The organism is Devosia beringensis, from assembly GCF_014926585.1.
GTDB classification, from domain to species: domain Bacteria; phylum Pseudomonadota; class Alphaproteobacteria; order Rhizobiales; family Devosiaceae; genus Devosia; species Devosia beringensis.
On the sequence record NZ_CP045422.1, the window covers coordinates 2,138,390 to 2,164,716 of the forward strand.

A 26,327-nucleotide genomic window follows, 5' to 3' on the forward strand; every position below is an offset into this window, starting at 1 on the left:
GTTCAGCGTGGTCTGCCCTCGGGGCCGGTGACGGATGCGCCTTGTCCTGTGATCTTGGAGTGTTCAGATGATTGCCCAGTCCCGCCCGCTCTGGCAGCGGTTCGCCTTGTTCCTCGTGCCGCTGATGGCGGCCAATATCCTGCAGGCGCTGTCGGGCACAGTCAGCGCCATCTATGTCGGGCAGATGATCGGCGTGGATGCGCTGGCGGCCACGGCGACCTTCTTTCCCATCCTGTTCTTCCTGCTCAGCTTCCTCATCGGGCTGTCCTCGGGGTCCACCGTGCTGATCGGCCAGGCCTGGGGCGCGCGCAATATCGACAAGGTCAAGCAGGTGGCCGGCACCACGCTGATGACGGCCTTTGTCATGGGCGTGGTGGTGGCGGTGGTCGGGGTGACCTGGACCGACCAGATCCTCAGCGTCCTGGGTGTGCCGGCCGATATCGCGCCGATCACCGCCAGCTATGCGCGCATCATGCTGGCCAGCATGCCCGGCTTTTTCCTCTTCATCGTGGCCACCTCGGTGCTGCGCGGGGTGGGCGATACCATGACGCCGCTGTTCTCGCTGATCCTGTCGCTGGCCGTCACCGCGCTGGTGACGCCGGCGCTGATCCAGGGCTGGTTCGGCCTGCCGCAGCTGGGCGTCAACGCGGCCGCGGCGGCCTCCATCTCCGGCTTCCTGACCGTGCTGGTGTTCCTGTTTGTCTATCTGCGGGCCCGCAGCCTGCCGCTGGCGCCCGATGCCAAGCTGCTGGCCGCCATGCTGCATCCCGATTTCAAGCTGCTGGGGCTGATCCTGCGGCTGGGCCTGCCGGCCGGGCTGCAGATGGTGGTGTCGTCGATTTCGGGCATTGTGGTGGTCGGGCTGGTCAACCGCTTCGGCTCGGATGCCACGGCGGCCTATGGGGCGCTGGGCCAGGTGATGAGCTATGTGCAGTTTCCCGCCATGTCGATCGGCATTGCCGCCTCGATCTTCGGGGCCCAGGCGATCGGCGCGGGCAAGATCGACCAGCTCGGCGCCATTACCCGCACGGGCCTGGTCATGAATGTGGTCATCACCGGCTCGCTGGTGCTGCTGGCCTATCTCTTCAGCCAGCATCTGGTGGCCCTGTTCATCACCGATCCGGCAGTGATCGAGATGGCCGAGACGCTGCTGCATGTGGTGCTGTGGAGCATTGTCGCCTTTGGCGGCAGCGTGGTGTTTTCCGGCGTCATGCGCTCGAGCGGCACGGTGATCGCGCCCATGGTGCTGTCGCTGTTCTGCATCCTCTGCATCGAGCTGCCCGGCGCGATTGTGCTCAGCCAGACCAGCCTGGGCCTGAGTGGCATCTGGGTGGCCATGGCGGCCGGCTTTACCATGATGCTGGTGCTGCAGGGCGCCTGGTACCTGCTGGTCTGGCGCAAGAAGACCATCGTGGCGCTGGTCTAAAGCTACTCCCGCCAGGCAATAAAAAAGGCCCGCATCGCTGCGGGCCTTTGCTTGTGATGCGCGCTGCCTAGAACTGGCCGTGGCAGTGCTTGAACTTCTTGCCCGAGCCACAGGGGCAGGGGGCGTTGCGGGCCACCCCGACCAGCAGCTTGGGATCGATCGGCTTGAGCGAGGGATCGCTGCCGGTGGCGCCCAGCGAGTCGGCGATGGTATCGCCGCCATCGGCGTCGTTCTCGCCGGTCAGCGGGTCGATATGGGTTTCGCGCAGGGCGGTGAGGTCGGGCTGGGGCGGCGCCACCGGGCGCGGCTGCAGCTCGACATGGCTGAGCTGGGTGGTCACCAGTTCGCGCAGGTTTTCCAGCAGGCTATGGAACAGCTCATAGGCTTCCTGCTTGTATTCGTTGAGCGGATCGCGCTGGGCGATGCCGCGCCAGCCGACCACCTTGGAGAGGTGATCGAGCGTTACCAGGTGCTCGCGCCAGAGCCCGTCGATCGACTGCAGCACGATGGACTTTTCCACCTGGCGCATCACCGTGGGGTTGGCCGAGCCGGCCGCTGCCATGGCGGCAATGGTGCGGGCTTCCTTGGCGGCGGCATGGGCGTCGGCGGCCTCGACCAGGCGCTGGGTGACGATTTCGGCGTCGATGCCCTCCTCGTCGGCCCATTCCTGCACCGGCACGTCGATATTGAGATAGGTCTTGGCAGCGGCCTGCAGCTGCTCGGTCTTCCACTGCTCGGGATAGGCGCGCGGCGGAATGGCCTTGGTGACGATGGTTTCCACCACGTCGCGACGCATGTCGGCGACGATCTCGGAAATGTCTTCGGCATCCATCATTTCGAGGCGCTGTTCGAAGATCACCTTGCGCTGATCGTTCATCACGTCGTCGTATTTGAGGATGTTCTTGCGGATGTCGAAATTGCGCGCCTCGACCTTGCCCTGGGCCCGCTCGATGGCCTTGGACACCCAGGGATGGGTGATGGATTCGCCCTGTTCGAGCCCCAGCTTGCCGAGCATGGAATCCATGCTGTCGACGGGAAAGATGCGCATCAGGTCGTCCTGCAGGCTCAGGAAGAAGGCCGAATGGCCCGGATCGCCCTGACGGCCGGAACGGCCGCGCAGCTGGTTGTCGATGCGGCGGCTTTCATGGCGCTCGGTGCCGATCACCATCAGGCCGCCGGCAGCCAAGGCCTTGGCCTTGTCCTCGGCAATGGTGCGCTTGATCTCGGCGATCTTGGCGTCGCGCTCGGCACCCTCGAGGCCGCTGGCCTCCTTTTCGATGCGCATTTCCAGATTGCCGCCGAGCTGGATGTCGGTGCCGCGGCCGGCCATGTTGGTGGCAATGGTGATGGCGCCGGGCAGGCCGGCATCGGCGACGATAAAGGCTTCCTGCTCATGGTGACGGGCATTGAGCACGTTCATGGAGCCGACATTCTTGGCCCGCAGCAGCTCGGCCAGCATTTCGGACTTTTCGATCGAGGTGGTGCCCACCAGCACGGGCTGGCCGCGATCCTGGCACTGCTTGATCAGGTCGGCGATGGCGTTGAACTTTTCCTCGGCGGTGCGGAAGATGGCGTCCTCGTCATCGACGCGCATCACCGGCAGGTTGGTGGGAATGGTCACCACGTCGAGCTTGTAGATGTCGGCGAATTCCTCGGCCTCGGTGGCCGCCGTACCGGTCATGCCGGCCAGCTTTTCGTAGAGGCGGAAATAATTCTGGAAGGTGATCGAGGCCAGGGTCTGGTTTTCCGGCTGGATCTTGACGTGTTCCTTGGCTTCGAGCGCCTGGTGCAGGCCTTCCGAGTAGCGGCGGCCGGGCATCATGCGGCCAGAAAACTCGTCGATGATCACCACTTCGCCGCCTTCGGGCGTCTGGCGAACAATGTAGTCCTTGTCCTTGCGGAACAGCTTGTGGGCGCGCAGAGCCGAATTGGCGTGGTGCACCAAAGCGACGTTTTCCACGTCATACATGGACTCGGACTTCAGCAGGCCGTCCGCCGCCAGCCGGGCCTCGAGCTTTTCGATGCCGGCATCGGTGAAGGTGGCCGAGCGCTGCTTCTCGTCGAGCTCGAAATCGTCTTCCTCGATGATGGGCATCAGCGCGTCGATGGTGGTGTAGAGCGTGGTGCGGTCTTCGGAAGGACCCGAAATGATCAGCGGGGTGCGCGCCTCGTCGATCAGGATGGAGTCGACTTCGTCGACGATGGCAAAGGCGTGGCCGCGCTGGGCCATCTGCTCGCGGGTATATTTCATATTGTCGCGCAGATAATCGAAGCCGAGCTCGTTATTGGTGCCGTAGGTGATGTCGGCAGCGTAGGCGGCCTTGCGCTCCATGTCGGTCATGCCGTGCACGATGATGCCGGTGGTCAGGCCGAGGAAATTGTAGACCTGGCCCATCCAGGCGGCGTCGCGCTTGACCAGGTAGTCATTGACGGTCACCAGGTGGGCGCCGCGGCCGGTCAGTGCATTTAGATACATTGGCAGCGTCGCCACCAGGGTCTTGCCCTCACCGGTACGCATTTCGGCAATGCCGCGCTCGTTCATCACCATGCCGCCGATCAGCTGCACGTCGAAGTGGCGCATGCCGAGCACGCGCTTGCTGGCCTCGCGCACGGTGGCAAAGGCGGGGACGATCAAATCATCGAGATCGGCGCCCTGGGCCAGCTGCGCCTTGAATTCGGCCGTGCGGGCCTGCAGGTCGGCGTCGCTGAGCTTTTCAAGTTCGCTCTCGAGCGCATTGATGGCGGCGACCTTGCCCTGATACCGCTTGACGTGCCGATCGGATGTCGACCCGAAAATCCGCCGGGCGAGTGCAGCAAGTGCCATATGTCAGGTCCTTCGATGACTCATCGGGCGCAATGTGGGGGGCGGGTCGAGCCCCGCAGGCCATCGTCAGCGCGATGAGAAAGCCTTTCGGGCTTTGAATGTATGTATCTCCGCCGAGCGACGGAAAAGCGCGTGAGATGTAAGAGCGGGCCCTTGTCTTGTCAACGTCAGCGAAATCGGCGACACCTGCCGTGAGCTGCCGGAATCCGGGCAGAAATGGGGCCAATGCCCTTTGGTTGGTGACGCAGGACGGCCTGGCGCATTTTTGCCCCGTTATCGTGTCAGCCAGCCAGTCAGAAATCTGTGGCCCGCAATTGCCCGCCACCAATTAGCCTTCTGCCATCAGGCAGCTTCGGCCAAGGAGATCGATACGATGACGTTTTTTCCACGGCGCTTCATGCGCACCGCCGGCCTGCTGGCCACCATGCTGGCCGCGACGGCGCTGACGCCCGCCTTTGCCCAGGATGCGGCGCCTGCTGCCGATGCTGCCGCCGCGCCTGTGGCCGCCGTTGCGCCTGAAACCGTGATCGCCACGGTGGCCGGTTCGCCCATTACCGAGGCCGATCTGAGCTTTGCCGCCGAGGACCTGGCCCAGGAACTGCAGCAGATGCCACCCGACCAGCGCAAGCCCTTCCTGCTGCGCGTGCTCATCGACATGAAGGTGATGGCCCAGGCCGGCGCCGCTGCCGGCATGGCCGATACGCCGCTGTTCCAGCAGCGCCTCGAATATCTCAAGGATCGCAGCCTGCGCCGCGCCTATTTCGCCGAGCAGATCGCTGCCGGCGTGACTGAAGAAGCCGTGCGGGCCGAGTATGACAAGTTTGTCGCCGACTTCACCCCGGCCCCCGAAATCCGCGCCAGCCACATCCTGGTGCCGACCGAGGAAGAGGCCAAGGCGATCAAGGCCGAGCTCGATGGCGGCGCTGACTTTGTCGCCCTGGCCAAGGAAAAGTCGATCGATCCGGGTGCCGCCAATGGCGGCGATCTGGGCTTTTTCGGCGCCGGCAGCATGGTTGCCCCGTTCGAGACCGCGGCCTTTGCCCTCACCGATATCGGCCAGGTCTCCGAGCCGGTCGAATCCCAGTTCGGCTGGCATGTGATCCGGCTTGAAGAAAAGCGCGAATCCGCCCCGCCGGCCTTCGAGCAGGTCGCGCCGCAGCTGCAGCAGCAGCTGCTGATGACCACCTTTGACGAGACTGTCGCCACGCTGATGGAAGGCGTTGCCGTCGACATCCCCGATGCCGCGCTGGCCGCTGCCGTCGCCGGCCAGAGCGAGACGGCCCCGCCGGCCGCGCAGTAGACCGATCCGGCGCCCGGGGCCATCAGCCCCGGGCGCGTGTCCATCCCGGTGGCCGGGCAGCCGCCTGCGGATGCGGCTGCCCGCTTGCGAATGGCCTCTGTTTGAGGCAAACCCAAGGCCTGTCCGCTCCCCAGGAAAGTTCGTTCGATGGCCCATCCGGTTTCCCCGCTCGCCCCCAAATCCTATCCGGAACTGCCGGCCATTGCCGGGGTGCGCTTTGCCACGGCCGAAGCGGGCATCAAGTACAAGAACCGCACCGATGTGCTGCTGATGGCGTTCGATGCCGGCACCACCGCGGCGGGCGTGGTCACACAGTCCAAATGCTCCTCGGCGGCGGTGGACTGGTGCAAGGCCAATCTGCCCGGCGGGCTGGCGCGGGGCCTCGTGGTCAATTCGGGCAATGCCAATGCCTTTACCGGCGCCAAGGGCCAGCAGAGCGTGCAGCTGACGGCCGAACTGGCCGCCAAGGCGCTGGGCTGCTCGACCGCCGAAATTTTCCTTGCCTCGACCGGGGTGATCGGCGAGCCGCTCGACGCCAACAAGTTTGCCGGCGTGCTCGACGAAATGGCGACGCGGCTGGGCGATACGCCCTGGATGGACCCGGCCAAGGCCATCATGACCACCGATACCTTCCCCAAGCTGTTTGGCGCGACGCTCGATATCGACGGCGTCGAGGTGCGCATCAATGGTATTGCCAAGGGAAGCGGCATGATCGCGCCGGACATGGCCACCATGCTGAGCTTTGTCGTCACCGACATGCCCATTGCCGCCCCGGTGCTGCAGGCGCTGCTGAGCCGGCATGTGGCAACGAGCTTCAACGCCGTTACCGTGGACAGCGATACCTCCACCTCCGATACGCTTTTGGCCTTTGCCACCGGCAAGGCAGCGGTCGAGCCGATCGAGAGCCTTGATGATCCGCGCGCCGAAATCTTCGGCGAGGCGCTGCGCGACGTGCTGTTCGACCTGGCCATCCAGGTGGTGCGCGATGGCGAAGGCGCCACCAAGCAGGTTTCCGTGCATGTCGAGGGCGCCACGTCCGACGCCTCGGCCTTCCGCATTGCCAAGTCGATCGCCGACTCGCCTCTGGTCAAGACCGCCATTGCCGGCGAGGACGCCAATTGGGGCCGCGTGGTCATGGCCGTGGGCAAGGCGGGCGAGCCGGCCGACCGCGACAAGCTGTCGATCCGCTTCGGCGACCTGCTGGTCGCCAAGGATGGCGAGCGCGCGCCGATCTATGACGAGGCCGCGACCTCAGCCTATATGAAGGGCGAGGATCTCGAGCTGACTGTCAGCCTTGGGCTCGGCGAGGGCCGGGCGACGGTTTATACCTGCGACCTGACGCATGGCTATATCACCATCAATGGCGATTACCGGAGCTAGTCATGGGTCTGCCTGACGCGGCGGTTTTCGAGCGGTCCGGCCTTGCCGCCTGGCCCGGCATCGAGGTCGACTGGGATGGCGGCTGGGTGCGCCGGGCTGCCGGCGGCTATACCAAGCGAGCCAATTCCGTGCAGTGCCTCGACCCGACCGATGACGGCAATGTCGAGGCCCGGATTACTGCGGCCGTGGCCTGGTTTACCGCCCGCGACCTGCCCCCGGTCTTCCGCATGACGCCGCTGGCCGGCCCCGACCTCGCCGCGGCGCTGGACCGGCTGGGCTGGCGCAGCATCGACGCCAGCTACCAGTTTGCCATGGCGCTGGATCCGGTCGAGGCCGATCCGCGCGGGCGGATCTATGACGTGCGCGATCCGGCCTTTCTGGCGGTGCAGCAGCGCCTGGCCGGCTACAGCGACGAACGGCTCGGCAAGCTCGATGCGCTGCTGGCCGCCATGACGGTGGAGGCCTCCGGCGTGGTGCTGCAGGATGATGATGGCGCGCCGGTCGCCACCGCGCTGATGGCCATCGCCGATGGCATTGTCGTCACCGGCAATGTGGTGACCGATGCCAGCCGGCGCCGCCAGGGTCATGCCGGCGCCATGATGCGCACCGGCCATGCCTGGGCCCATGCAGCCGGGGCGCGGATTGCCGCGCTCAATGTGCAGGCCGACAATGCCGGCGCCCAGGCGCTCTATCGCGGGCTCGGCTATGCACGGCAATATGACTATCACTACCGGGTTCCGGGGACGCCATGAGCCAGTCGATCCTTCTTGTCGTCGCCGGGGCGCTGGTCGATGCCGACCGCCGCGTGCTGATCGCGCAGCGGCCGGAAGGCAAGTCCATGGCCGGGCTGTGGGAATTTCCCGGCGGCAAGATCGAGCCGGGCGAAACGCCCGAGGCGGCGCTGATCCGCGAGCTTGAGGAAGAGCTGGGCGTCACCACGCACACCGCGTGCCTCGCGCCGGTAAGCTTTGCCAGCCACTCTTACGAGAAATTTCACCTGTTGATGCCACTCTATGTGTGCCGAAAGTGGCAGGGCATACCGGCGCCGCGGGAGCATATCGCACTCAAATGGGTGCGGCCGCAGGCGCTGCGCGACTATGCCATGCCGCCGGCAGACCTGCCATTGATCGCCGCCTTGTGCGATCTGCTCTAGGCAAGACCGTTCGATCTTGGGGAATTGGAATGACGGCCACGAAAATCGGTAAGTTTCTTGTCGATGAATCCGGCGCCACGGCCGTTGAATATGGCCTGCTGGCGGCGCTGATCGCCGTGGCCATCATCGGCACCTTCAGCGTGCTGGGCAACAGCGTGCAGGGCCTGTTCAACAATGGCACTGCCGGCACCCTGGACAACCAGACCGCCAAGATAAACTAACCCAAGACCAACCAGCTATTGCAGCGTGACGATCTTGTACTGCTCGCCGACCTGGACCGGGTCGCCGGGATAGAGGTCGTTGATGATGTAAAACAGCTCGGTGCCGCGCGTCAGCGCGTTCATCTGGGCGGCCAGCTTGTCGGCCGTGTCGCCGGCCTTGGCCGTGACGACGCGGACGGCCACCTTGCGGATGGCGGAGAGGTCGCTCTCGGTGGTGCGGCGGAAGCTGGCCAACGTGGCGTCAGCGCCCTGGGCAAAGCGGGGACTGTCGGCCTTGGCGGCAAAGATGAAGCGATAGACCTGGCCGTCCAGCCGCATCACCGAGACACGGAAGAACCACTGGTCGGTCTGGGCCAGGCCGGAGGCCATCTCGATGCCATTGCGGGTGTCGCTGGTGACGCTGTCGGTCTTGAGCCCGGCGATCCAGCCCGATTTGAGATAATCGGCCAGCGCCATGCTGGGCTGCACGTCGGCGCTGTCAAAGCGCACGGCTTCGCCATCGCCGGCCACCCCGACCACGGCGCTGGGGGAATTCTGCAGCGTATAGCCGGTGGGCACGGTGAAGGTGAATTTGGAGGCCGGATTGAGGAAGCGGCGGCCGACAATGGAGCCCTGCGAGGGGCTGTCGCCAAAGGTAAGGCCGGCAATCGAGTCCAGATAGCCGTCGCGGTCAACCTCGCCCAGGCCGGCCTTGCCGAACATGGTGCTGGCCGTGTCGATGGCCTTCTGGATGCGCGCGGGGGTGGAGGGATGGGAGGACAGGAACCCCTCCGTGCCCTGGCCCGAGCCGGCCGAGAAACTGGCAAAGCGGCTCATCACGCCGAGGAAGCGCGCGGCCGCCTGGGGGTCGTAGCCGGCCTTGCCGGAATATTTGATGCCTTCGCGATCGGCTTCGAGTTCCTGGTTCTGCCCGAAGGCGGCCAGGGATTCGCGGGTGCGGCTGGCCGTGGCGTCGCTCGAAGTATCGCCGCCGAAGACCGAGGTGATGACGCGATCGACAATGGCGGTGGTGCGGGTGCGGTCGGTGCGGGCCCGGGCATGGCGCAGGGTGACGTGGGCGATCTCGTGCGCCAGCACGGCGGCCAGTTCGCTGGTGTCGCTGGCCAGAGCCAGGATGCCGCGCGTCACATAGATATAGCCGCCGGGCAGGGCAAAGGCATTGACCTCGGAGGTGTCGAGGATGGTGACCTGGAACTGGGCATTGGGCTGGTCGGCGGCGGCGAGCAGGCGGCCGACAATGCGGGCCACCATGATCTCGGCCGGACGATCGGAATAGATGCCGCCATAGGCGGCGACGATGCGCGGATGCTCACGGCTGCCGATCACCGCATCATCGGGATCGGTGCCTTCGGGCACCACGGCCGGCGCCGGCCGGTCGCCGGTCTGGCTGACCGCGATATTGGAACTGGTCAGCGTCGTGCAGGCCGACAGGGCCAGCAACATGGTCGCCAGCACGCCAATGCGCAAACCCTGCGCGATATGCCCCTTGCCCGTCATCGTATCGCCAAGACCTCAAGCTGCTCGGGATGGGTAATTTCGATGCGTGGACCATCCCGGTCGTCCACCCATCCGCGTATACGTACCAAGGCGCCGTCGAGCACCATGGGGTCGATGCCCGCCGCCACAAACAGCCGGCGGGCCGGCGCCTCGATCACGGCGGTGAAGTCCTGTTTCCAGAACCGGCCGAAATTGAGATAGATCCGCCCGCCGCGTTCCTCGGCCAGCAGGATCCTGCCTTCAACAAGTTCATAATGGCCGGCCCGGGCGAGCAATTCACCCGGCACGTCCGCCGCACGCACGCTGTAATAGGGATCACGCCAGATGCCAAGGCCGGAGAGCCGCGCCCGTCCTTCGGCGGCGAACAATAAATCGAGACATTGCCGATTGTCGGGGAAGGAATAGACCCGCGCCAGGCCCTGCGCGACCATGGCCTGCTGCGCCCAGGCCGGGCCATCGGCGGAATCGACAAAGACATGGGCGAGCTGGCGGTCGTAGCGGTCGACCCGTTCGCCGCCATAGCCGAGCTGGACCGGCTTGTTGAGCAATATGGTCTCGAGCGCCAGTTTGGCCTCTGGGGCCAGTGGCCAGCTCTCATAGCCCTCGCGGCCCAGCGGCAGTTTGGGCGCCTGGGTGCCGATCATGCGCACCACGCGGCCGTCATCGAGCACCACGGTATCGCCGTCGGTGACCTGCACGACCAGGCCGCCGGGCACCATGGCCAGGTCGGGGCAGGCCAGGGCCGCAGTCGAGACGGACGAGAGCGCGGCCAGTGCGGCGAGTTGAACAAGACTGGTGGTGCGCAAATCGGGCCCCGGAAACAATGGCTTCACCATGCACGCAAATGCGGCAAAAAATCATTACCGATGCCTGATCAGGTCAAAAGACTGTCAGCGGCCCCCCCCCTTCCTTGAGAAGGCGGGGTGGCGCTGGTAAGAGAGGCCGTCCTTGCCTACCCCTTCCGGAGCTGTTTTCCCTTGTCGCTTGTCCGCCAATTCGCCCTCGCCGCCCTGTTTGCCCTGCTCAGCCTGGGTCGTGCCGAGGCCAATCCGATGCTGCTGGTCGATATGGAAACGCTTGACGTGCTCTATGCCGAGGAGGCGGGGCAGCCCTGGCATCCGGCATCGCTGACCAAGATGATGACGGCCTATGTGGCTTTCGAGGAGATCGCCAAGGGCACGATCACTCTCGAGACGCCCGTCGTGCTGTCCAAGCATGCTCTGGCGCAGGCGCCATCGCGGTCGGGCCTGCCGGTGGGCTCTGCGCTGACCATGCAGGATGCGCTCTATGTCATGGTGGTCAAATCGGCCAATGACGTGGCCATGGCGATCGCTGAAACGGTGGGCGGCAGCGAGGCGGGCTTTGTTGCCAAGATGAATGACGTGGCGGCCCGCATGGGCATGACGGCCAGCCATTTCACCAATCCCAACGGGCTGCACGACCCGGCGCAATATACCTCGGCGCGCGATCTGGCGCTGCTGGCGCTCTATATCGAGCAGAGCTTTCCGCAATATATGCCGATGTTCGGCACCGAGGCGGTCAAGCTGGGCAAGGTGACGCTCGAATCGCAGAACGAATTGCTGACCAGCTTTGCCGGCACGACCGGCATGAAGACCGGCTATGTCTGTGCCTCCGGGCTCAACATGGTGGCGACGGTGGAGCGCAATGGCCGCCGGATGCTGGCGGTGGTGCTGGGCGGCCAGTCGGCGCGCGAGCGCAATGAGCGGGCGGCCGAGCTGATCCTCAAGGGCCTGTCCGGCTCGGCCCAGCCCACCGGCACCACGGTGCTGACCCTGGGCAACAATCCGGGCGCGGCGCCGGTCGACATGCGGGCGCAGATCTGCGGCGCCGAGGCCAAGGCCTATGCCGCGGCGGCCCAGGCCGCCTTTCCCATGGGGCTCAAGGGCCAGCCGAGCTATCTCAATGATGTGGTGGCGCCGCGCGCCTATGTGGCCACCGATCTCGGTCGCATCGCCGTGGGGGTCAACCTGCCACGACCGCGGCCGGCCCATCTGCCCCAGTTCACCCCGCCCAGCAGCGAGGCCGCGCTGGCGGTGGAGCTGCGCCCGGGGCTGAACGTTTCAGGCAATGGCGTGCCGATGCCGCTGGCGCGCCCCGACAGTCTCTAGGCTGGGATCAGGGCTCAGCCCTTAACGATGGTGAAGCTCAGGGTCTCGCCCTCGGCGGTGAGCGTGCAGGCATGGCCGTGCTGGCGGCAGTAGAGCGGAATGTCGATGCGGGCCATGGGGTCGGTGGCCAGCACCACCAGGGTGCTGCCCGTCGCCATGGTTTCAAGCCGCTTTTCCATTTTCAGCACCGGCAGGGGGCATTTGAGCCCCCTGGCGTCGATGCTGTCACTGACCAAGGACGAGCACCCAATGGGTGCCATAGGTCGAGCTGGCATTGAAGCTGACGGCAATGCCGGCCTTGGTGGCATTGGTGGTCATGCCGGCGGCATCGGCCGGATTGTTGCGCCAGCCCGAAAAGGTCTCGGCAAAGGTGGCGTAGCCGGCGCTCAGCTTCATGCCGGCCAGGCCCTGGGGCGTGGCGGGCGGCGTGCCGGTGCGGGCATACTGGTCGGCCAGGGCCTGGGCGGTGCCGTCCAGCCCGGCATCGGGCGTCAGGGCCGGCAGGCCATTGGTGGCGCGATAGGCATTGATCATGGCCACCGCCTGGGCGCGGTCGAGGCTGGCCCCCGGCTGGTCCATGCGGGCCGACAGGCCAGCGGCCAGCGGGATGCTGGTGCCACCGCCGCCGCCGAAGCCACCCATGGAGCAGGCGGCCAGCGTAACGGCGGCAGCCAGGGCGGCTAGGGGCAGCAAAGCGGGCTGGAAACGGCGCAAGACGGTCATGGGGCAATCCTGGTCAAAAAAAAGGGTCTGGCGGGCCGCTTAGGGTGCCAGCAAGGCCAAATCATGGTGCTGCCCCCTCTTATACCATTGTCTCCTGCCGTGCTCTTAACGGAGGCATGGCGCGCCGGCGCGGCCGGGGTTGATCTGCATCAAGGCGTCGACGCGCGCGGGGACTAGACTGGTTCGTGCCAGACGGCAGCCTGCGCGACCGGAAGGCACCGCAATGGCGCCTGTTCACTTCTATTATTTCGGAGACTTCCAATGATGCTACCCAAGGGCACGACAGTCGCGGTCGCCGATGGCGAAAAGCTCAACCTGTTCCGCAATGCGGGCGATGAGGCCCAGCTGCAGCTGTCCCCGCTCGAGCATGGTCATGTCAGCGAGGCGCATGGCTCACGCCAGACCACTTCCGGCAATCCTGATCCGGGCCAGGCCAGCGAAGACGGCTTTTCGGCCGGCATTGTCGATCTGCTCAACAAGGGCGTGCTGGAGGGCAAGATCCATGGCCTGGTCGTCATTGCCGCGCCGCGGGCGCTGGGCGAGATGCGCAAGCATTATCACAAGACCCTGTCGGCCAAGCTGCTGGGCGAAATCGCCAAGGATCTGACCGGCCATGGCGTCGGCGATATCGAAACCGCGATCCGGGGCGCATGAAGACCCTCCTGAACATAACCCTGGCGCTGGCGGTCGGACTGGGCCCGCTGGTCGCCGGTGGGCTGGTACTGGCGCAGGATTACAATCCGGTGGCCGATGGGCAGGCATTGGTGACGATGTATTGCGCCGACTGTCACGCCGTGGGCGCAACGGGCGACAGCGCGTTTCCGCCGGCGCCGCGCTTTCGCGAGCTGCATCTGCGCTATGACGTCGAGTTCCTGAGCGAGGCGCTGGTGGAAGGCATTGTCACGGCCCATCCCGACATGCCGCAATTCGAATTCGACCCGCAGCAGGCCGCCGCCATCGTGGCCTATCTCAAGTCGCTCGAACCGCAGGTCTAGGTCGACCGTCCCGGCCATCGGCCTGTCCCCCGACACAGGGCAGGCAGGTGGTGATCTCGGCGGGATTCGAACCCACGACCCCAGGATTAGGAATCCTGTGCTCTATCCAACTGAGCTACGAGACCACGCCTGATCGAATAGCAAATGCGCCGGGCCAGTGGAACCCTCATTGCGCCGCTCCGCGCTGCAAGGGTCCTGCTGACTTCTGCATACCGGCGCCGCGTCAGATCGGCGGGACCTGGGCGCTGCTGGCCCGGTGCTCGGGGCTGGTGGCATAGGGCCAGGCGGTCGGATCGATGTCGAGATCGCTGAACTGGGCGGGCTCGAAGACCGGCCGCGCGACGCCCCGTTTGAGCTGGGCGCGGAAATCGCTGAGCACGCGCAGCGCCACCGGAAACAGCATCATGATGGCCATCAGATTGACCAAAGCCAGCACGCCCATGACCGGGTCGGAGAAGAAGAACACGGCCGTCGCGCCGGGCGCCGAGGCGCCCAGGAATACCACGGCGACAATGGCGATGCGCAGGAAGTGCAGCGCCGCATTGTTCTTGGTCATGACCTTGAGCGCGGTCTCGCCGAGGTAATAATTGTAGATGATCGAGCTGAAGGCAAACAGCAGGATGGCGAAGGTCAGGAAATACTGGGACCAGTTGCCCAGGTGGCTGACCAGCGATTGTTGCGTCAGCACGACCCCATCGATGCCCTCGGCGCCGGGGACATAGATCGGGCTCAGCAGAATGATGAAGGCCGTGCAGGAGCAGACCACGATGGTGTCGATGAACACCGAGAACGACTGGGTGATGCCCTGACTGATGGGATGGCGCACTTCGGCGGTGGCCGCGATATTGGGGGCCGAACCCAGCCCGGCCTCGTTGGAAAACAGGCCGCGCCGCAGGCCCTGGGCCAGGGCGGCGCCGATGCCGCCGCCAACGACCTCTTCCAGACCAAAGGCATTGGCGATGATCGACCAGATCATGCCGGGCAGTTCGGTAATGTTGAGCACGATCACCAGCAGGGCCATGCCGATATAGACAAAGGCCATGACCGGGATGATGACATCGGCGGCCTTGGCGATGCGGCGGATGCCGCCATAGACGATAAAGCCGGTGATGATGGCCAGGAAGATGCCGCTCCAGACGCGGTCGATGCCCAGGCTGTCCTGGGCGGCGCCGGCAAAAGTATTGCCCTGGAAGGCGTTGAAGCCAAAGCCGAAGGCGGCCAGCAGGCAGATCGCATAGACCACGGCCAGCCAGCGATATTGCGCGCCCAGCCCATGGATGATGTAGGCGGCCGGCCCGCCGCGATAGGTGCCGTCGCCATTGGACCGCTTGTAGAGCTGGGCCAGCGAGGCTTCGACGAGGCTGGTGGCCATGCCGATCAGCGCCACCGCCCACATCCAGAACACCGCGCCCGGGCCGCCCAGGGTGATGGCGACGGCGACGCCGGCAATATTGCCACCGCCCACCCGGCCGCCGACCGAGACCAGCAGCGCCTCGCGGGCGCTGATGGCATTGGGGTCGCTGCTCTGGTTCTTGTTGGAGAGCACCCGGAACATGCGGCCGAAATATTCGAACTGGACGAAGCCGCTCATGACGGTGATGAAGCCGCCAAAGATGACGAGGATGGGGATGAGCGACCACCCCCAGGTGAACTCCTCCACCAAGGCGAATAGCTGTCTGAGCAGATCCATGTTCAACCCTCCTCCGTTCGCGGCAGGCTAAGGGGTTGGGGCGCCGCGCTCAACCCATTGATTGCGCGGCTCTGGTCAACTTTTGGGCGGCAGAAGTCCGGCGACTTGCCGGGGGACGCGGCAATCAACGGGCCGTGCTGCCGGGTGGACGCCCTGCTGACAGGAATTGGCAGGCCGGATGGGCAGTGTGGCGCTGTCCACACAAGGAGGCCCTGATGACCACCATCGTCACCATTCTGACCCAAGGCTATGCCGATTGGGAAACCGCGCTGCTCAATGCCGTGGCGCGGCAATATTACGAGGTCGATACGCTCTATGCCACGCCGGATGGCCGGCCGGTCGTCTCCGCCGGCGGGTTGCGGGTCACGCCGGACCTGGCCATTGCCGACATCGATCCGGGCGCCATGGATGCCCTGGTGCTCAATGGCGGCACGGCCTGGAGCGCGCCCGATGCTCCCGAGCTGGGCGACGTGCTGCATGCGGCCCGGGCTTCGGGCAGGCTGGTGGCCGCCATCTGCGACGGCACGCTGGCCCTGGCGCGGGCCGGACTGCTCGACCAGGTCCGCCATACCGGCAATGCCCCCGATGCGCTGACAGCCACCGGCTATGCCGGCGCAACGCTCTACCAGCAGACCCCTGCCGCCGTCAGCGATGGCGGCGTGGTCACCGCCCCCGGCACGGCGCCGGTCAGCTTCATGGCCGCAGTGATGGCGGGGCTGGGGCGGCACGACGACAACCTGGCCTTCTATCTGGGCCTGCACGCCGCCGAGCACCGGGCGGCGTGATTCGCCGTGGTCCTATGTACTATTTCATACAAACAACTTTTCAATCGTTGTTGATCTGACAATTGGTAAATTCTGTGTGTACAAAAGTAATTTCTCCCAATACGAGTATGTATTAATTTGGGGGACTTATTTTGAATAAGACTATTGTCTCCGGGGTAATTCTCGGATTGTTTTTGGCTGGCTGTGCGACACCACCGAAAGATATTGCTCCTTCCTATGTTTCGACGACGCTGTACGAAAATCTGACTTGTTCGCAACTGCGGGCGGAGGCGGAGGGGGTCTCTGCGCGAGCGGCCGCGGCGTATGGCAAGCAGGACAAGAACCGCAGCCAGGACGCGGCAATGACCGGTGTGGCTCTGGTGCTGTTCTGGCCCGCGGCGCTGTTCATGAAGGGTGATGGCGCCGACGCAGCCGAAGTTGCCCGGATCAAGGGTGAAATGCAGTCAATCGAGCAGGTCAACAGGATCAAGAAATGCGACATCGTCTTTGCAGCGATGTAGGCAAATCTGATCTTAGTTTTGTGCTCTAGAATGCTGACCGCGCGGGTCCGTGCCAAGGCGCGACCTGCGCGGTTGCTCTTTGAGCGGCGCCACTAGCCGCCCTGGCCCGGCCCGCCAGACAGTCTGCCCGCAAAAAGATGGGCGTCCGGCAGGCCATTTACGCCAATTCTGCACCCCCTTGTCGATTCTTCCTCTGCCGGCCCGTCGTGGCTAGGATTTCAGCGCTGGAGGGCGGAGCATGAGCAGGAACTATGGTTGGGTCATCGTGGGCGCGGGGGCAGTGATCTCCTGCGTGGCGGCAGGGTCAATGTTCGCCTTGCCGGTCTATCTGGCGCCGATTGCCGAGGAGACCGGCTGGGGCCGGGCCGGGATATCCGGGGCAATGACGCTGGGCTTTCTGGTCATGGGCGTGGCCGGGTTCTTCTGGGGGAGTCTCAGTGATCGCATCGGGGCGCGGCCGGTGGTGCTGATCGCTACGGTGATGCTGGGGCTTGGCCTGCTGCTGGCCAGCCAGGCCACCAGCCTCGTCATGTTCCAGCTCAGCTATGGCGTGCTGATCGGGGCGGCGGCGGGGGCGTTCTTCGCGCCGCTGATGGCCAATGTGATCGGCTGGTTCGATGCCAATCGGAGCCTGGCCGTCTCGCTGGTCTCGATCGGCGGCGGGGTGGCGCCCATGGTGGTGACACCTTTGGCCAGCGTGCTGATCGAGATCCATGGCTGGCGCGGCGCCATGGGGATGATCGCGGTGGGTGCGGTGGCCATCATCGTGCCGGTGGCGCTGCTGCTGCGGCAGGCGCCGCTATCGGCCGCAGGCGCAGAGATGGCGGACGGGTCAGAAGCCATGGCAGCGTCCCAGCCCAGCCGCATCGGCGCCATTGTCCGCACGCCGCAATTCATCGTTTTGGCCGGCACGTTCTTTCTGTGCTGCGCCGCCCATTCCGGGCCGATCTTCCACACCGTCAGCTATGCCATGATCTGCGGCGCCTCGGCGCTGGCGGCGGCCAGCATCTATAGCGTCGAGGGCGTGGCGGGCCTGTTCGGGCGGCTGCTGTTCGGCCTCTCGGCCGACAGGTTCGGGGTCAAGCGGGTGATCATCGGGGGCCTGCTGCTGCAGGCGGCGGGGATCTTTGCCTATATCTATGTCACCCAGCTGCGCGACTTCTACATGCTGGCGGCCGTGCTGGGCATGGCCTATGGCGGGGTCATGCCGCTCTATGCGGTGCTGGCGCGCGACTATTTCCCGCCCCAGGTGATGGGCGCGGTATTGGGCGGCATCACCATGACCTCGGCCATCGGCATGGCCTTTGGCCCGGTGGGCGGCGGCTGGATCTTTGATACGTTCGGGAATTACCACTGGCTCTATGTCAGCTCGGCGGCCATCGGCATTGCCGCGGCCGCCCTGGCGCTGGCCTTTCCGCCCCCGGCGGCAGTGGACCGGCAGGGCGAGCCCCTGCCGGCTTAGTGCGACTGGCCTAGACCGGCAGCATGAGCGTGGTGGTCCGCGTCACGGTGGCGGTCAGCGGCAGGTCGGCCGAGGAGAGGCCGACCCGCAGGGTGAAGCTGCCGTGTTCGACCAGCCAGTGCTGGGCCTTGGGGCGGAAGAAGGCGAAGGCGCGGGCGTCGAGCACCATGGTGACCGGGGCGCTGGCGCCGGCCTTGAGCCAGACCTTGTCGAAGGCTTTGAGCTCCTTGGCCGGGCGGGGATCGGATGAGGCATCGTCGCTGACATAGAGCTGGACCACAGTGGCGCCGTCGCGGGCGCCGGTATTGGTCAGCGTCACGCTGACCCTCACCGAGCCATCGGCCTCGAACGCGCTGTCGTCGACCACGAGGTCGCCCAGGGCAAAGCTGGTATAGCTCAGGCCAAAACCGAAGGGGAAAAGCGGGGTCAGGCCGAGCCGGTCATAGTGGCGATAGCCGACAAAGATGCCCTCCTCGTAGCGTACCTTGCCCTCGAAGCCGGGATAGACCTCGGCATCCTGGCTGTGGGCCGGGTTATCGGCCCAGCGCGCGGGGAAGGTCTGGGGCAGGCGCCCGGAGGGCTCGACGGCGCCGGTCAGCACATCGGCAATGGCATTGCCGGCCTCCTGGCCTGGATACCAGGCCTGGACCAGCGCGGCGACCGAGCCGATCCAGTCCATTTCCACCGGTCCGCCGGTCTGCAGGACGACAATGGTATTGGGATTGGCATGGGCCACGGCGGCCACCAGTTCTGCCTGGCGGCCGGGCAGAGCGATGCTGGCCAGGTCGCTGCCCTCGGTGTCCCATTCGCCATTGCGGCCGATGCAGACAATGGCGGTATCGGCATTGCGGGCCAGGCGCACGGCCTCGGCAATAGCGTCGTCGCTCAGCGGCAGGCCGATGCCGGCGGCAAAGGCGGCCAGGCCCAAAGTGGCAAAGTCCTTGGTGGCAAATTCGATCACCACATCATGGGCGCGGCCCGCCTCGAGCGCGACCATGCCGACGACCTCGTCGCAGCCTTCCTCAAAGAAGGTGCGGCCCTTGCTCCAGTTGGTCCAGGCATCGGCGATCAGCTGGCCATCGACAAAGACCCGGGCAAAGCCGGCCGCATAGATGCCGACGCGGTGGCTCCCGCTCGTCTCCGGGGTGAAACTGCCGCTGACGCGGGCGGAAAAATGCAGCGGATCGACCTTGCCCTCGGCCACATTGCCGATCCAGAAGGCCTGCGCCTCGTCCTGGCTGCAGGTATAGGCCGGCTCGCCCGCGAGCTTTTCATTGGCGAAATAGTCGACGCGGAAGCCGCCCTTGAGCACCGGCTCGAAGCGGTGATTGGTGCAGCCGGGGGCGTAGTGCAGCCGGTCCCCGCCCAAGGCCGCGACCAGACCTTGCCAGGGCGAGATGCGGTAATGCGCGTTGAGCTGGGCGCTGCCGCCGCCCATGATCTGGGCAGTCTTGGCATTGGGGCCGATGACGGCGATGCTGCCATCGCCCTTGAGGGGGAGGATGCCGTTGTTTTTCAGCAGCACGGCGGCTTCGGCGCCGGCGCGGCGGATCAGGGCGCGGTGTTCGGGCCGGTCATCGGCATGCTCGACAAAGTCGCGATGGTCGTCGAGCGAACCCACCCGGCCCATCAGGGTCAGCATGGCGATGACGCGCTGGCGCAGGGTGTCGCGGCTGACGGTGCCGGCCTTGACCGCGTCGACCAGTTTCTGGCCGCGATCGCGGGTGGGGCCGGGCATTTCGAGGTCGAGCCCGGCATTGACGGTTTCGGCGGTAGAGTGCGAGCCGAACCAGTCCGACATGACGATGCCGTCATAGCCCCATTCCTGGCGCAGCACGGTGCCCAGCAGCCAGTCATGCTCACTGGTAAAAGTGCCGTTGAGGCGATTGTAGGAGCTCATCACGCCCCAGGTGCCGGCCTTTTTCACCGCCCATTCAAAGGGGATCAGGTAGATTTCGCGCAAAGCCCGCTCGTCGATCTCGCTCGACATGGTGGTGCGCTCGATCTCGGATTCATTGCCGACGAAATGCTTGATGGTGGCGCCAATGCCCTGGCTCTGCAGGCCGGTAATATAGGCGCTGGCCAGTTCGGCAGAGAGCATCGGGTCTTCGGCATAGCATTCGAAATTGCGGCCATTGGTCACCGAGCGGTGGATATTGACCGTGGGCGCCAGCAGCATATGGGCGCTCTTGGATTTGACCTCCTGCGCCAGCGCCACGCCGATGTCACCGAGCAGGCTCACATTCCAGGTGGCGCCCAAGGCGATGCCGGCGGGAAAGCAGGCCGATTTGACGCCGCCGATCAGCGAGCCGCCGCCGCGCGCGCCATTGGGCCCGTCGGTGACGCGCAGCGTGCCGATGCCGAGCCGGTCAATGGCGGCTACCGACCAGAAGTCCTGGCCCGACAGCAGGCTGACCTGCTCCTCCAGCGTCATCTGATCGGCAAGCTGGTCGATGCGGTCGGCAAGGGCTTTGGTCATGGGCAGGGTCCTCGATGCGCCAGATGTGTCGCCCAAAGACAGGCCCGCCGGGGCGCTGTCAATTCCGTTTGCTGGCGCCGTGGAGCGAAAGTGCCGGGGCGATCGGCCTGTCCCGCCAGGCCGCGACAAAGGCCCCCTAGGCACAGAAGAGAACTACGTCTATATTAGTGCCTGAGTACCCGACGATAAGGCACAGAAATGTCACTGCAAGACACCTCCAACCATTCCAACTGCACCGCCATGTCCGATGTGCTCAACCGCATCGGCGACAAGTGGAGCGTCATGGTGGTGGGCATGCTGGGCCGCCAGGGCACGCTGCGCTTCAACGAGCTCAAACGCCTGATCAATGGCGTCAGCCAGCGCATGCTGACCCTGACGCTGCGCAATCTCGAGCGCGATGGCCTCGTCACCCGCACCATTTATCCCGAAGTGCCGCCGCGCGTCGAATATGGCCTGACCGAACTGGGCAAGACGCTGCAGCAGCCGATCAGCGCGCTGTGGGACTGGTCCTCGGAAAATCACAGCTCGATCATGGATGCCCGCGCCATCTATGACGCGCGCAGCGAAGCGGTGGCGGCAGCGGCCGAGCCGCGCAAGGTCGCCTACGTCGGCAGCTAGGCCATGTGGACACGGCAGGCGCTGGCGCAGCATGCCGCCGCGCTTGGTCTTGTGCCCGGCGACGCGATGCTGGTGCATGCCGGTTTGCGCTCGGTCGGTCCCATATTGGGCGGCCCGGATGCGCTGATCGGCGCCCTGGGTGACGCCATCGGGCCGGACGGCACGATCCTGGCCTATTGCGACTGGAACTATGACGACCGCGACCTGCCCGATCCGGCGCTGCGGGCGCATGTGCCGCCGTTCGATCCGCTGGCGTCGCGCGCCACCCGCGACAATGGTGCCTTTCCCGAACTGCTGCGCACCACGCCCGGCGCGCGTCGCAGTGCCAGCCCCGGCGCCTCCTGCGCTGCTTTGGGCGGCAAGGCCGACTGGTTCGTGGCCGACCACGCCCTCGACTACGGCTATGGCCCGCAATCGCCCTTCGGCAAGCTGGTGGCGAGTGGTGGCAAGGTGCTGATGCTGGGCGCGCCGCTCGACACCATGACGCTGCTGCACCATGCCGAGCACCTGGCTGATATCGCGCATAAGCGCGTCCGCCGTTACCAGGCGCCCATCGTGGTGGACGGGCAGGTGGTCTGGCGCTGGTTCGAGGAATTCGACACCGCCAACCCGGTTGTCGCCGGGCTCGAGGATGACTATTTCGAGGGTCTGGTCGAGGATTTCCTCGCCACCGGGCAGGGCCGGCGGGGGCTGATCGGCCGGGCGCCGTCAGTGCTGGTGGCGGCCCCGGCGATCATGGATTTTGCGGTGGACTGGCTGGAGCGGCGCTTTCCCGGCTGAGCGATCACACCGGGGCCGCATTCTGCGGCCAAGCCAGCATGGGTCCGTGCTAGAACCGGGACAATGGAGACGCGTGCCGTGGCAGACAACTGGACTCTCAAGGGCGTGTCGCGGGCCGATGACCGCCCGGTGCCGGATGGTGACGCGCCGCTGGCCTTTGCCGGTTCGGCGCCGCCGCGGCCGCGCACCAGTTTTTTCAGCATCGCCGCCGCGGTCATCGCCCTGATCTCCCTGGGCGGCACGGCCTGGCTCTATGCCGAGACCCAGCGCGAGATCAAACGCGTTTCCACCGACATTGCCCAGATTCGGCTCAGCCTTGAACTCTTTGGCAAACAGCAGGCGGCGGTCGAGGGTGATGCTGTCGATACCAGCACCGACAGCAGCGCCGATGAACTGCAGGCGCTGGCCAATAGGCTGGCGCTTGTCGAGGCCAATCAGGCCAGCGCGATATCCGCAGCCACCAGCCTGCCGGCCCTGCCGGTCGGTGATGCTGCCGGCGGCGGCGCCGTCGCCACGGGCGATGACTGCCTGCCGGTGGGCACGCGCTTCATGATGGCGGCCGGCGACAGCTATCCGGTCTGCGGCACCACCGGCACGGTGGCGATTGCCGCCGTCGACAATGGCTATGTGACGCTGTCGGATGGCACCATCATCGCCCAGGGCGGCACGGTGGGCCTGCCGGGAACGCAGTGCATGCTCGGCGTCATGCCCAGCGAAAGCGATGGCCTCAGCGGCTTTGCCGAGGTGCGGGTCAGCTGCTGACCGCCGTGTACGGCCTGGCCTAGCCCTTGGGCCGGGTAAACGGCACCGGGGCGGTCTTGCCGCTCATCACCATTGTCACCTGCTCGCCGCCACCGAACAGACTGCCCAGTCCGCCAAAGAGATTGCCGGCCGTCGCGCTGATGGCCTCGCCGCGCGCCTTGATGGCGACGGCCTCGGCCACCTTGCGCTCCTCGGCGGCCAGGCTATTGGCAAAGGCCTTTTCGTCGGCCGCCTGCTTTTCCACCAAAGCGGCCGTCTGGATCACGGCGGGGCACGGACCCATGGGGTTGAGCGCGCCATTGCCACCGGCATTGAAGATATATTGCCGCTCGCAGACGTCCCAGGCGGCCGGCTGCTTGTTCAGGTCGAACAGGTCATAGCCTTCCTTGATGTCCTTCCAGAAAGGCAGGTGCTGGTTGCTCGCCTCTTTGGCCAGGTTGGCGGCCGTCATCTTGAAGGGGAAGATCTGCAGCTGGAAGCTGGGATTGCCGCCTTTGAAGGTCTCGCGGGCCAAGGCATAGATTTCGGCAATGCCCTCATCGGTCATGGCGTAGCAGCCGCGCGACGAGCAGTCGCCATGCACCATGAGCTGGGAGCCGGTGCGGCCCATGACGCGGTCGAACTTGTTGGGAAAGCCGGTATTGAAGGCCAGGTAATAGTTGGACTTCGGATTCATCAGGCCGGGCGTGATGGTATAGAAGCCCTCCGGGCTCTGCCGGTCGCCTTCCTTGATCTTGGGGCCCAGATCGCCGGAAAAGGCGCAGATCTCATAGGTCTTGAACAGCTTGAACTGGCCACCGGAAGTGCGCTTCCAGACTTCGAGCACCTCTTCCTGCTTGAAGATGCGCACCATCATGGCTTCGCCGGGCTCCGAGCCCATGGCCTTGAGGGCGGCGACGACGCTGCTCTGCAGCGGCTGGTTGTGCCGGTTGTTGTTGGATTTGGGGAGAAAGCCGCCACAGGCGACCAAGCCGAACACGACCCAGAGCAGGATGATCGCGGAACACAGTTTGCGCAGAACGATGGCGGTCACGAGGGGCGGCCCACTTGCAGGAACAGACGCTGATCCACTGATGCATCAGTGGTTACCCAAGCATGAGAATGGCTGGTGAACGAAGTGTTACCATGGCGATAAATCCCCTTCCAGCGGGCAAATATCACACAGATGTGTGACCCGCCCGCCGCAGGGGACCCTCGCCAAAGGCCTGGTCTGGAAGGCTAGAGCGCGGTGCCGATGGCCATGAACTTCTCGCGGCGCATTTCGCGGATTTCCAGCCGGCTCTTGCCGGCGAAGTCGGCAAGGAACTTTGCCAGCGCGTCGCGGGTGGCGTTCATCACCGTTTCGGGGTGGCGATGGGCGCCGCCGGTGGGCTCGGGGATGATGCCGTCGATCACGCCAAAGCCGAGCAGGTCGGCCGAGGTGATCTTCATATTGGTGGCCGCATCCTGGGCCCGGGCTGCGTCGCGCCACAGAATGGTGGCGCCGCCTTCGGGGGAAATCACCGAATAGATGGCGTGTTCGAGCATCAGCACGCGGCTGGCGGTGGCAATGGCGATGGCGCCGCCCGAGCCGCCTTCGCCGATGACGATGGCGATATTGGGCACGCCCAGTTCGAGCGATTTCTCGGTGGAGCGGGCAATGGCCTCGGCCTGGCCACGCTCTTCAGCGCCGATGCCGGGATAGGCGCCGGCGGTATCGACCAGCGAGATCACCGGAATATTGAAGCGATCGGCCATTTCCATGATGCGGACGGCCTTGCGGTAGCCCTCGGGGCGGGCCATGCCGAAATTGTGCTTGAGCCGGGTTTCGGTGGAATTGCCCTTTTCCTGGCCGATCACGGCGACGGGCTGGCCATTGAAGCGGCCAAAGCCCGCCTGGATGGCGGAGTCTTCGGCAAACTTGCGGTCGCCGGCCATGGGCCGCCACTCGGTGATCAGCGTCTTGATATAGTCCGAGAAGTGCGGGCGCTGCGGATGGCGCGCCACCTGCGTCTTCTGCCAGGGCGTCAGCCGCTTGTAGATTTCGACCAGCGCCTCGTCGGCGCGGCTCGACAACCGGGAGACCTCCTCGTCAATGCTGACGGCCTGGTCGGCCGCGGCCATGGACTTGAGCTCGGCGATCTTGCCTTCAAGATCGGCTACCGGCTTTTCGAAATCGAGATAAGACTGCATTGCACCTGCCCGTTAGGGGTCGCATTGCTGGACCCGTGCATCAGGTCGCTGCTGTTGCGCCCTAAAGTGGCCGGAAAGTGACGATGGTGCAATGGCAAGTCAAGCGGAGTCACCGCGAAACCGCGTTGGTGGGTCTCAATGCTAACAGTCTGCTCACCGATTGAGGGGCTCTGTCAGGGCTGGTTGAGCGGGTGGTGGGTCTCCACCAGGGTACGCAGCTTCTCGTCGAGCACATGGGTATAGATCTGCGTGGTCGAGATATCGGCGTGGCCGAGCAGCATCTGCACGACGCGCAGATCGGCGCCGCCGGCCAGGAGATGGCTGGCAAAGGCATGCCGCAAGACGTGCGGCGCAACGCGGGCCGAACTGATGCCGGCCCGTCCGGCCAGACCCTTGAGATCGCGGGCAAAAACCTGGCGGCTGAGATAGCCCGCCGCGCCAGCGGCGGGGAACAGGAAGGGGCCCGGCTCGAGCGTTTTCAGATAGGTCTTGATGGCATCGCGGGCCCGGTCATTGAGCGGCACGATGCGCTCCTTGTTGCCCTTGCCGGTGACGGTGATGAAGCTGGTGTCGCGCATCACTGCGGCGCGGCGCAGGCTCACCAGTTCGGAAACGCGCATGCCGGTGGCGTAGAGCAGTTCGAGCAGCACATAAAGCCGCAGCGCGCCGGCCTCTTCGCCCGGCGTGCCCTCGGCATTGGCCGCGGCTTCGGCGCTGGTCAGCAGTTTTTCCACCTCGGCCACCGAGAGCACCTTGGGCAGTGCGCGGCGGCTCTTGGGGCTGGCCACGATACGGGTAGGGTCGTCGCCGCGCAGGTTGTCGGCGCAGAGGAATTGATGAAACTGGCGGATGGCCGACAGGCGCCGCGCGCTCGAGCTGGCGGCCAGGCCCTGGGCATAGAGCCCGTCGAGATAGGTGGTGACGTCCTGACGGTCGGCATTGAGGGCGGTCTGACCGCGGCGCGCCAGAAAATCGGCATAGTCGCTGAGGTCGCGGCGATAGGCGTCGATGGTGTTCTTGGCGGCGCCGCGTTCGGCGCTCATCATTTCGAGAAAGGCGCCGACCAGGTGGCTGGCGCTCATTGCGGTGCGCTCGCAGGGGTGGCCTCGGTCGTGGCTGGTGCGGCCGGCGTGCTGCCGGGCAGAGCCGGCGCGCCGCCGCCCAGCAGGTCGCGGGTGGGGATGCGGATGGTCACTGGCTCGGGGGTCGGTTCGACAAAGGCGACCAGAGCGAACATGCCGACGTAAACAAGCCCGGCCAGGAAGGCCAGGGTAATGATGAGTCGGATCAGGGTCGGCATCAGGGTCCACCAGTCGGCATTGGCATTGCAGCAATTGCATCAAACATGGGGGCAAATGGTTTCATTTCCGTAGGGATAAGGCAAGGATGCGCAAGTTCTTGACAGGAACGGCAGGGGCAGGTTGATAGCCC

General features: G+C 65.4%; 26 protein-coding genes and 1 tRNA gene. 15 read left to right on the top strand and 12 right to left on the bottom strand.

Features of this window, described 5'->3' with window-relative positions; all coding sequences use genetic code 11:
- The first annotated feature begins 67 nt into the window (after window positions 1-67).
- On the top strand, window positions 68-1,426 hold the full coding sequence (locus tag GDR53_RS10490; RefSeq protein WP_193334463.1) for an MATE family efflux transporter: 1,359 nt from the start codon (window positions 68-70) through the stop codon (window positions 1,424-1,426).
- A gap of 67 nt (window positions 1,427-1,493) precedes the next feature.
- Here the strand turns inward: GDR53_RS10490 and secA are convergent, their stop codons facing one another.
- Window positions 1,494-4,250, bottom strand: a complete 2,757-nt coding sequence (secA, locus tag GDR53_RS10495; RefSeq protein WP_193334464.1) for a preprotein translocase subunit SecA — start codon at window positions 4,248-4,250, stop codon at window positions 1,494-1,496.
- Window positions 4,251-4,623: 373 nt separating this feature from the next.
- Here secA and GDR53_RS10500 point away from each other — a divergent pair, with 373 nt between their 5' ends.
- The 5 genes from GDR53_RS10500 (at window position 4,624) to GDR53_RS10520 (ending at window position 8,304) form a co-directional block, all read left to right on the top strand.
- On the top strand, window positions 4,624-5,550 hold the full coding sequence (locus GDR53_RS10500) for a peptidylprolyl isomerase (protein ID WP_232846598.1): 927 nt from the start codon (window positions 4,624-4,626) through the stop codon (window positions 5,548-5,550).
- Between the two features lie 147 nt (window positions 5,551-5,697).
- The gene (gene argJ, locus GDR53_RS10505) at window positions 5,698-6,930 is read left to right on the top strand and encodes a bifunctional glutamate N-acetyltransferase/amino-acid acetyltransferase ArgJ (protein WP_193334465.1); all 1,233 of its coding nucleotides are present in this window, start codon (window positions 5,698-5,700) and stop codon (window positions 6,928-6,930) included.
- Window positions 6,931-6,932: 2 nt separating this feature from the next.
- Complete coding sequence (locus tag GDR53_RS10510; RefSeq protein ID WP_193334466.1) at window positions 6,933-7,682, top strand: GNAT family N-acetyltransferase; 750 nt, start codon at window positions 6,933-6,935, stop codon at window positions 7,680-7,682.
- Entirely contained in the window at window positions 7,679-8,083 is a 405-nt protein-coding gene (locus GDR53_RS10515; RefSeq protein WP_193334467.1) for a (deoxy)nucleoside triphosphate pyrophosphohydrolase, read from the top strand. Before GDR53_RS10510 ends, GDR53_RS10515 begins: the two co-directional genes overlap by 4 nt.
- Before the next feature lie 29 nt (window positions 8,084-8,112).
- Window positions 8,113-8,304, top strand: coding sequence for a Flp family type IVb pilin (locus tag GDR53_RS10520; RefSeq protein WP_193334468.1), 192 nt, complete (start codon window positions 8,113-8,115; stop codon window positions 8,302-8,304).
- A 15-nt stretch (window positions 8,305-8,319) separates the two neighbouring features.
- Here the strand turns inward: GDR53_RS10520 and GDR53_RS10525 are convergent, their stop codons facing one another.
- Both GDR53_RS10525 and GDR53_RS10530 read right to left on the bottom strand, forming a co-directional pair.
- Entirely contained in the window at window positions 8,320-9,801 is a 1,482-nt protein-coding gene (locus tag GDR53_RS10525) for a M48 family metalloprotease (RefSeq protein WP_193334469.1), read from the bottom strand.
- The gene (locus tag GDR53_RS10530; RefSeq protein WP_232846599.1) at window positions 9,798-10,607 is read right to left on the bottom strand and encodes a thermonuclease family protein; all 810 of its coding nucleotides are present in this window, start codon (window positions 10,605-10,607) and stop codon (window positions 9,798-9,800) included. The genes GDR53_RS10525 and GDR53_RS10530 overlap by 4 nt, the downstream gene beginning before the upstream one ends.
- Window positions 10,608-10,778: 171 nt before the next feature.
- Between GDR53_RS10530 and GDR53_RS10535 the strand changes: the two genes are divergently transcribed.
- A complete protein-coding gene (locus GDR53_RS10535) occupies window positions 10,779-11,930 on the top strand; it encodes a D-alanyl-D-alanine carboxypeptidase family protein (protein ID WP_193334470.1) in 1,152 nt (383 codons plus the stop codon).
- A gap of 14 nt (window positions 11,931-11,944) precedes the next feature.
- Here GDR53_RS10535 and GDR53_RS10540 read toward each other — a convergent pair whose 3' ends face one another.
- Together GDR53_RS10540 and GDR53_RS10545 are read right to left on the bottom strand one after the other, a co-directional pair.
- The gene (locus GDR53_RS10540; RefSeq protein ID WP_332872311.1) at window positions 11,945-12,166 is read right to left on the bottom strand and encodes a sulfurtransferase TusA family protein; all 222 of its coding nucleotides are present in this window, start codon (window positions 12,164-12,166) and stop codon (window positions 11,945-11,947) included.
- Window positions 12,156-12,653 (bottom strand): CAP domain-containing protein, encoded by a 498-nt coding sequence (locus GDR53_RS10545; RefSeq protein WP_193334472.1) that lies wholly within the window; start codon window positions 12,651-12,653, stop codon window positions 12,156-12,158. Before GDR53_RS10545 ends, GDR53_RS10540 begins: the two co-directional genes overlap by 11 nt.
- A 261-nt stretch (window positions 12,654-12,914) precedes the next feature.
- Between GDR53_RS10545 and GDR53_RS10550 the strand changes: the two genes are divergently transcribed.
- Complete coding sequence (locus GDR53_RS10550) at window positions 12,915-13,307, top strand: host attachment family protein (protein WP_193334473.1); 393 nt, start codon at window positions 12,915-12,917, stop codon at window positions 13,305-13,307.
- A complete protein-coding gene (locus GDR53_RS10555; protein WP_193334474.1) occupies window positions 13,304-13,648 on the top strand; it encodes a c-type cytochrome in 345 nt (114 codons plus the stop codon). Before GDR53_RS10550 ends, GDR53_RS10555 begins: the two co-directional genes overlap by 4 nt.
- Window positions 13,649-13,696: 48 nt before the next feature.
- On the opposite strand, the gene GDR53_RS10560 is transcribed toward GDR53_RS10555, so the two are convergent.
- Window positions 13,697-13,773: transfer RNA gene (locus tag GDR53_RS10560), tRNA-Arg, on the bottom strand.
- Between the two features lie 98 nt (window positions 13,774-13,871).
- Entirely contained in the window at window positions 13,872-15,338 is a 1,467-nt protein-coding gene (locus GDR53_RS10565) for an alanine/glycine:cation symporter family protein (RefSeq protein WP_193334475.1), read from the bottom strand.
- Between the two features lie 215 nt (window positions 15,339-15,553).
- Between GDR53_RS10565 and GDR53_RS10570 the strand changes: the two genes are divergently transcribed.
- From GDR53_RS10570 to GDR53_RS10580, 3 genes are all read left to right on the top strand, one after another.
- Entirely contained in the window at window positions 15,554-16,123 is a 570-nt protein-coding gene (locus tag GDR53_RS10570) for a DJ-1/PfpI family protein (protein ID WP_193334476.1), read from the top strand.
- 131 nt (window positions 16,124-16,254) lie between these two features.
- Window positions 16,255-16,623 (top strand): hypothetical protein, encoded by a 369-nt coding sequence (locus GDR53_RS10575; RefSeq protein ID WP_193334477.1) that lies wholly within the window; start codon window positions 16,255-16,257, stop codon window positions 16,621-16,623.
- 238 nt (window positions 16,624-16,861) lie between these two features.
- Complete coding sequence (locus GDR53_RS10580; RefSeq protein ID WP_193334478.1) at window positions 16,862-18,085, top strand: MFS transporter; 1,224 nt, start codon at window positions 16,862-16,864, stop codon at window positions 18,083-18,085.
- Window positions 18,086-18,095: 10 nt separating this feature from the next.
- Here GDR53_RS10580 and GDR53_RS10585 read toward each other — a convergent pair whose 3' ends face one another.
- A complete protein-coding gene (locus tag GDR53_RS10585; protein WP_193334479.1) occupies window positions 18,096-20,564 on the bottom strand; it encodes a beta-glucosidase in 2,469 nt (822 codons plus the stop codon).
- Between the two features lie 198 nt (window positions 20,565-20,762).
- Between GDR53_RS10585 and GDR53_RS10590 the strand changes: the two genes are divergently transcribed.
- The 3 genes from GDR53_RS10590 to GDR53_RS10600 all read left to right on the top strand — a co-directional run bounded on the left by GDR53_RS10590 (window position 20,763) and on the right by GDR53_RS10600 (window position 22,724).
- Window positions 20,763-21,182, top strand: coding sequence for a winged helix-turn-helix transcriptional regulator (locus tag GDR53_RS10590; RefSeq protein ID WP_193334480.1), 420 nt, complete (start codon window positions 20,763-20,765; stop codon window positions 21,180-21,182).
- Window positions 21,183-21,185: 3 nt separating this feature from the next.
- On the top strand, window positions 21,186-21,962 hold the full coding sequence (gene aac(3), locus GDR53_RS10595; RefSeq protein ID WP_193334481.1) for an aminoglycoside 3-N-acetyltransferase: 777 nt from the start codon (window positions 21,186-21,188) through the stop codon (window positions 21,960-21,962).
- A 78-nt stretch (window positions 21,963-22,040) separates the two neighbouring features.
- Entirely contained in the window at window positions 22,041-22,724 is a 684-nt protein-coding gene (locus GDR53_RS10600; protein WP_193334482.1) for a hypothetical protein, read from the top strand.
- A gap of 19 nt (window positions 22,725-22,743) precedes the next feature.
- Here the strand turns inward: GDR53_RS10600 and GDR53_RS10605 are convergent, their stop codons facing one another.
- The 4 genes from GDR53_RS10605 to GDR53_RS19935 all read right to left on the bottom strand — a co-directional run bounded on the left by GDR53_RS10605 (window position 22,744) and on the right by GDR53_RS19935 (window position 26,196).
- A complete protein-coding gene (locus GDR53_RS10605) occupies window positions 22,744-23,757 on the bottom strand; it encodes a L,D-transpeptidase family protein (RefSeq protein WP_193334483.1) in 1,014 nt (337 codons plus the stop codon).
- A 185-nt stretch (window positions 23,758-23,942) separates the two neighbouring features.
- The gene (locus tag GDR53_RS10610) at window positions 23,943-24,896 is read right to left on the bottom strand and encodes an acetyl-CoA carboxylase carboxyltransferase subunit alpha (RefSeq protein WP_193334484.1); all 954 of its coding nucleotides are present in this window, start codon (window positions 24,894-24,896) and stop codon (window positions 23,943-23,945) included.
- A 173-nt stretch (window positions 24,897-25,069) separates the two neighbouring features.
- The gene (gene xerD / locus GDR53_RS10615) at window positions 25,070-25,978 is read right to left on the bottom strand and encodes a site-specific tyrosine recombinase XerD (protein WP_193334485.1); all 909 of its coding nucleotides are present in this window, start codon (window positions 25,976-25,978) and stop codon (window positions 25,070-25,072) included.
- Window positions 25,975-26,196: a hypothetical protein gene (locus GDR53_RS19935; RefSeq protein WP_408639756.1), complete on the bottom strand. Its 222-nt coding sequence runs from the start codon at window positions 26,194-26,196 to the stop codon at window positions 25,975-25,977. The genes xerD and GDR53_RS19935 overlap by 4 nt, the downstream gene beginning before the upstream one ends.
- Window positions 26,197-26,327 lie beyond the last annotated feature (131 nt).

Excerpts from the sequence above, each read along its gene's own strand:
- GDR53_RS10490 (WP_193334463.1), top strand. The coding sequence starts at position 68 with ATGATTGCCCAGTCCCGCCCGCTCTGGCAGCGGTTCGCCTTGTTCCTC.
- secA (WP_193334464.1), bottom strand. The coding sequence starts at position 4,250 with ATGGCACTTGCTGCACTCGCCCGGCGGATTTTCGGGTCGACATCCGAT.
- GDR53_RS10500 (WP_232846598.1), top strand. The coding sequence starts at position 4,624 with ATGACGTTTTTTCCACGGCGCTTCATGCGCACCGCCGGCCTGCTGGCC.
- argJ (WP_193334465.1), top strand. The coding sequence starts at position 5,698 with ATGGCCCATCCGGTTTCCCCGCTCGCCCCCAAATCCTATCCGGAACTG.
- GDR53_RS10510 (WP_193334466.1), top strand. The coding sequence starts at position 6,933 with ATGGGTCTGCCTGACGCGGCGGTTTTCGAGCGGTCCGGCCTTGCCGCC.
- GDR53_RS10515 (WP_193334467.1), top strand. The coding sequence starts at position 7,679 with ATGAGCCAGTCGATCCTTCTTGTCGTCGCCGGGGCGCTGGTCGATGCC.
- GDR53_RS10520 (WP_193334468.1), top strand. The coding sequence starts at position 8,113 with ATGACGGCCACGAAAATCGGTAAGTTTCTTGTCGATGAATCCGGCGCC.
- GDR53_RS10525 (WP_193334469.1), bottom strand. The coding sequence starts at position 9,801 with ATGACGGGCAAGGGGCATATCGCGCAGGGTTTGCGCATTGGCGTGCTG.
- GDR53_RS10545 (WP_193334472.1), bottom strand. The coding sequence starts at position 12,653 with ATGACCGTCTTGCGCCGTTTCCAGCCCGCTTTGCTGCCCCTAGCCGCC.
- GDR53_RS10550 (WP_193334473.1), top strand. The coding sequence starts at position 12,915 with ATGATGCTACCCAAGGGCACGACAGTCGCGGTCGCCGATGGCGAAAAG.
- GDR53_RS10555 (WP_193334474.1), top strand. The coding sequence starts at position 13,304 with ATGAAGACCCTCCTGAACATAACCCTGGCGCTGGCGGTCGGACTGGGC.
- GDR53_RS10565 (WP_193334475.1), bottom strand. The coding sequence starts at position 15,338 with ATGGATCTGCTCAGACAGCTATTCGCCTTGGTGGAGGAGTTCACCTGG.
- GDR53_RS10570 (WP_193334476.1), top strand. The coding sequence starts at position 15,554 with ATGACCACCATCGTCACCATTCTGACCCAAGGCTATGCCGATTGGGAA.
- GDR53_RS10580 (WP_193334478.1), top strand. The coding sequence starts at position 16,862 with ATGAGCAGGAACTATGGTTGGGTCATCGTGGGCGCGGGGGCAGTGATC.
- GDR53_RS10585 (WP_193334479.1), bottom strand. The coding sequence starts at position 20,564 with ATGACCAAAGCCCTTGCCGACCGCATCGACCAGCTTGCCGATCAGATG.
- GDR53_RS10590 (WP_193334480.1), top strand. The coding sequence starts at position 20,763 with ATGTCACTGCAAGACACCTCCAACCATTCCAACTGCACCGCCATGTCC.
- GDR53_RS10610 (WP_193334484.1), bottom strand. The coding sequence starts at position 24,896 with ATGCAGTCTTATCTCGATTTCGAAAAGCCGGTAGCCGATCTTGAAGGC.
- xerD (WP_193334485.1), bottom strand. The coding sequence starts at position 25,978 with ATGAGCGCCAGCCACCTGGTCGGCGCCTTTCTCGAAATGATGAGCGCC.
- GDR53_RS19935 (WP_408639756.1), bottom strand. The coding sequence starts at position 26,196 with ATGCCGACCCTGATCCGACTCATCATTACCCTGGCCTTCCTGGCCGGG.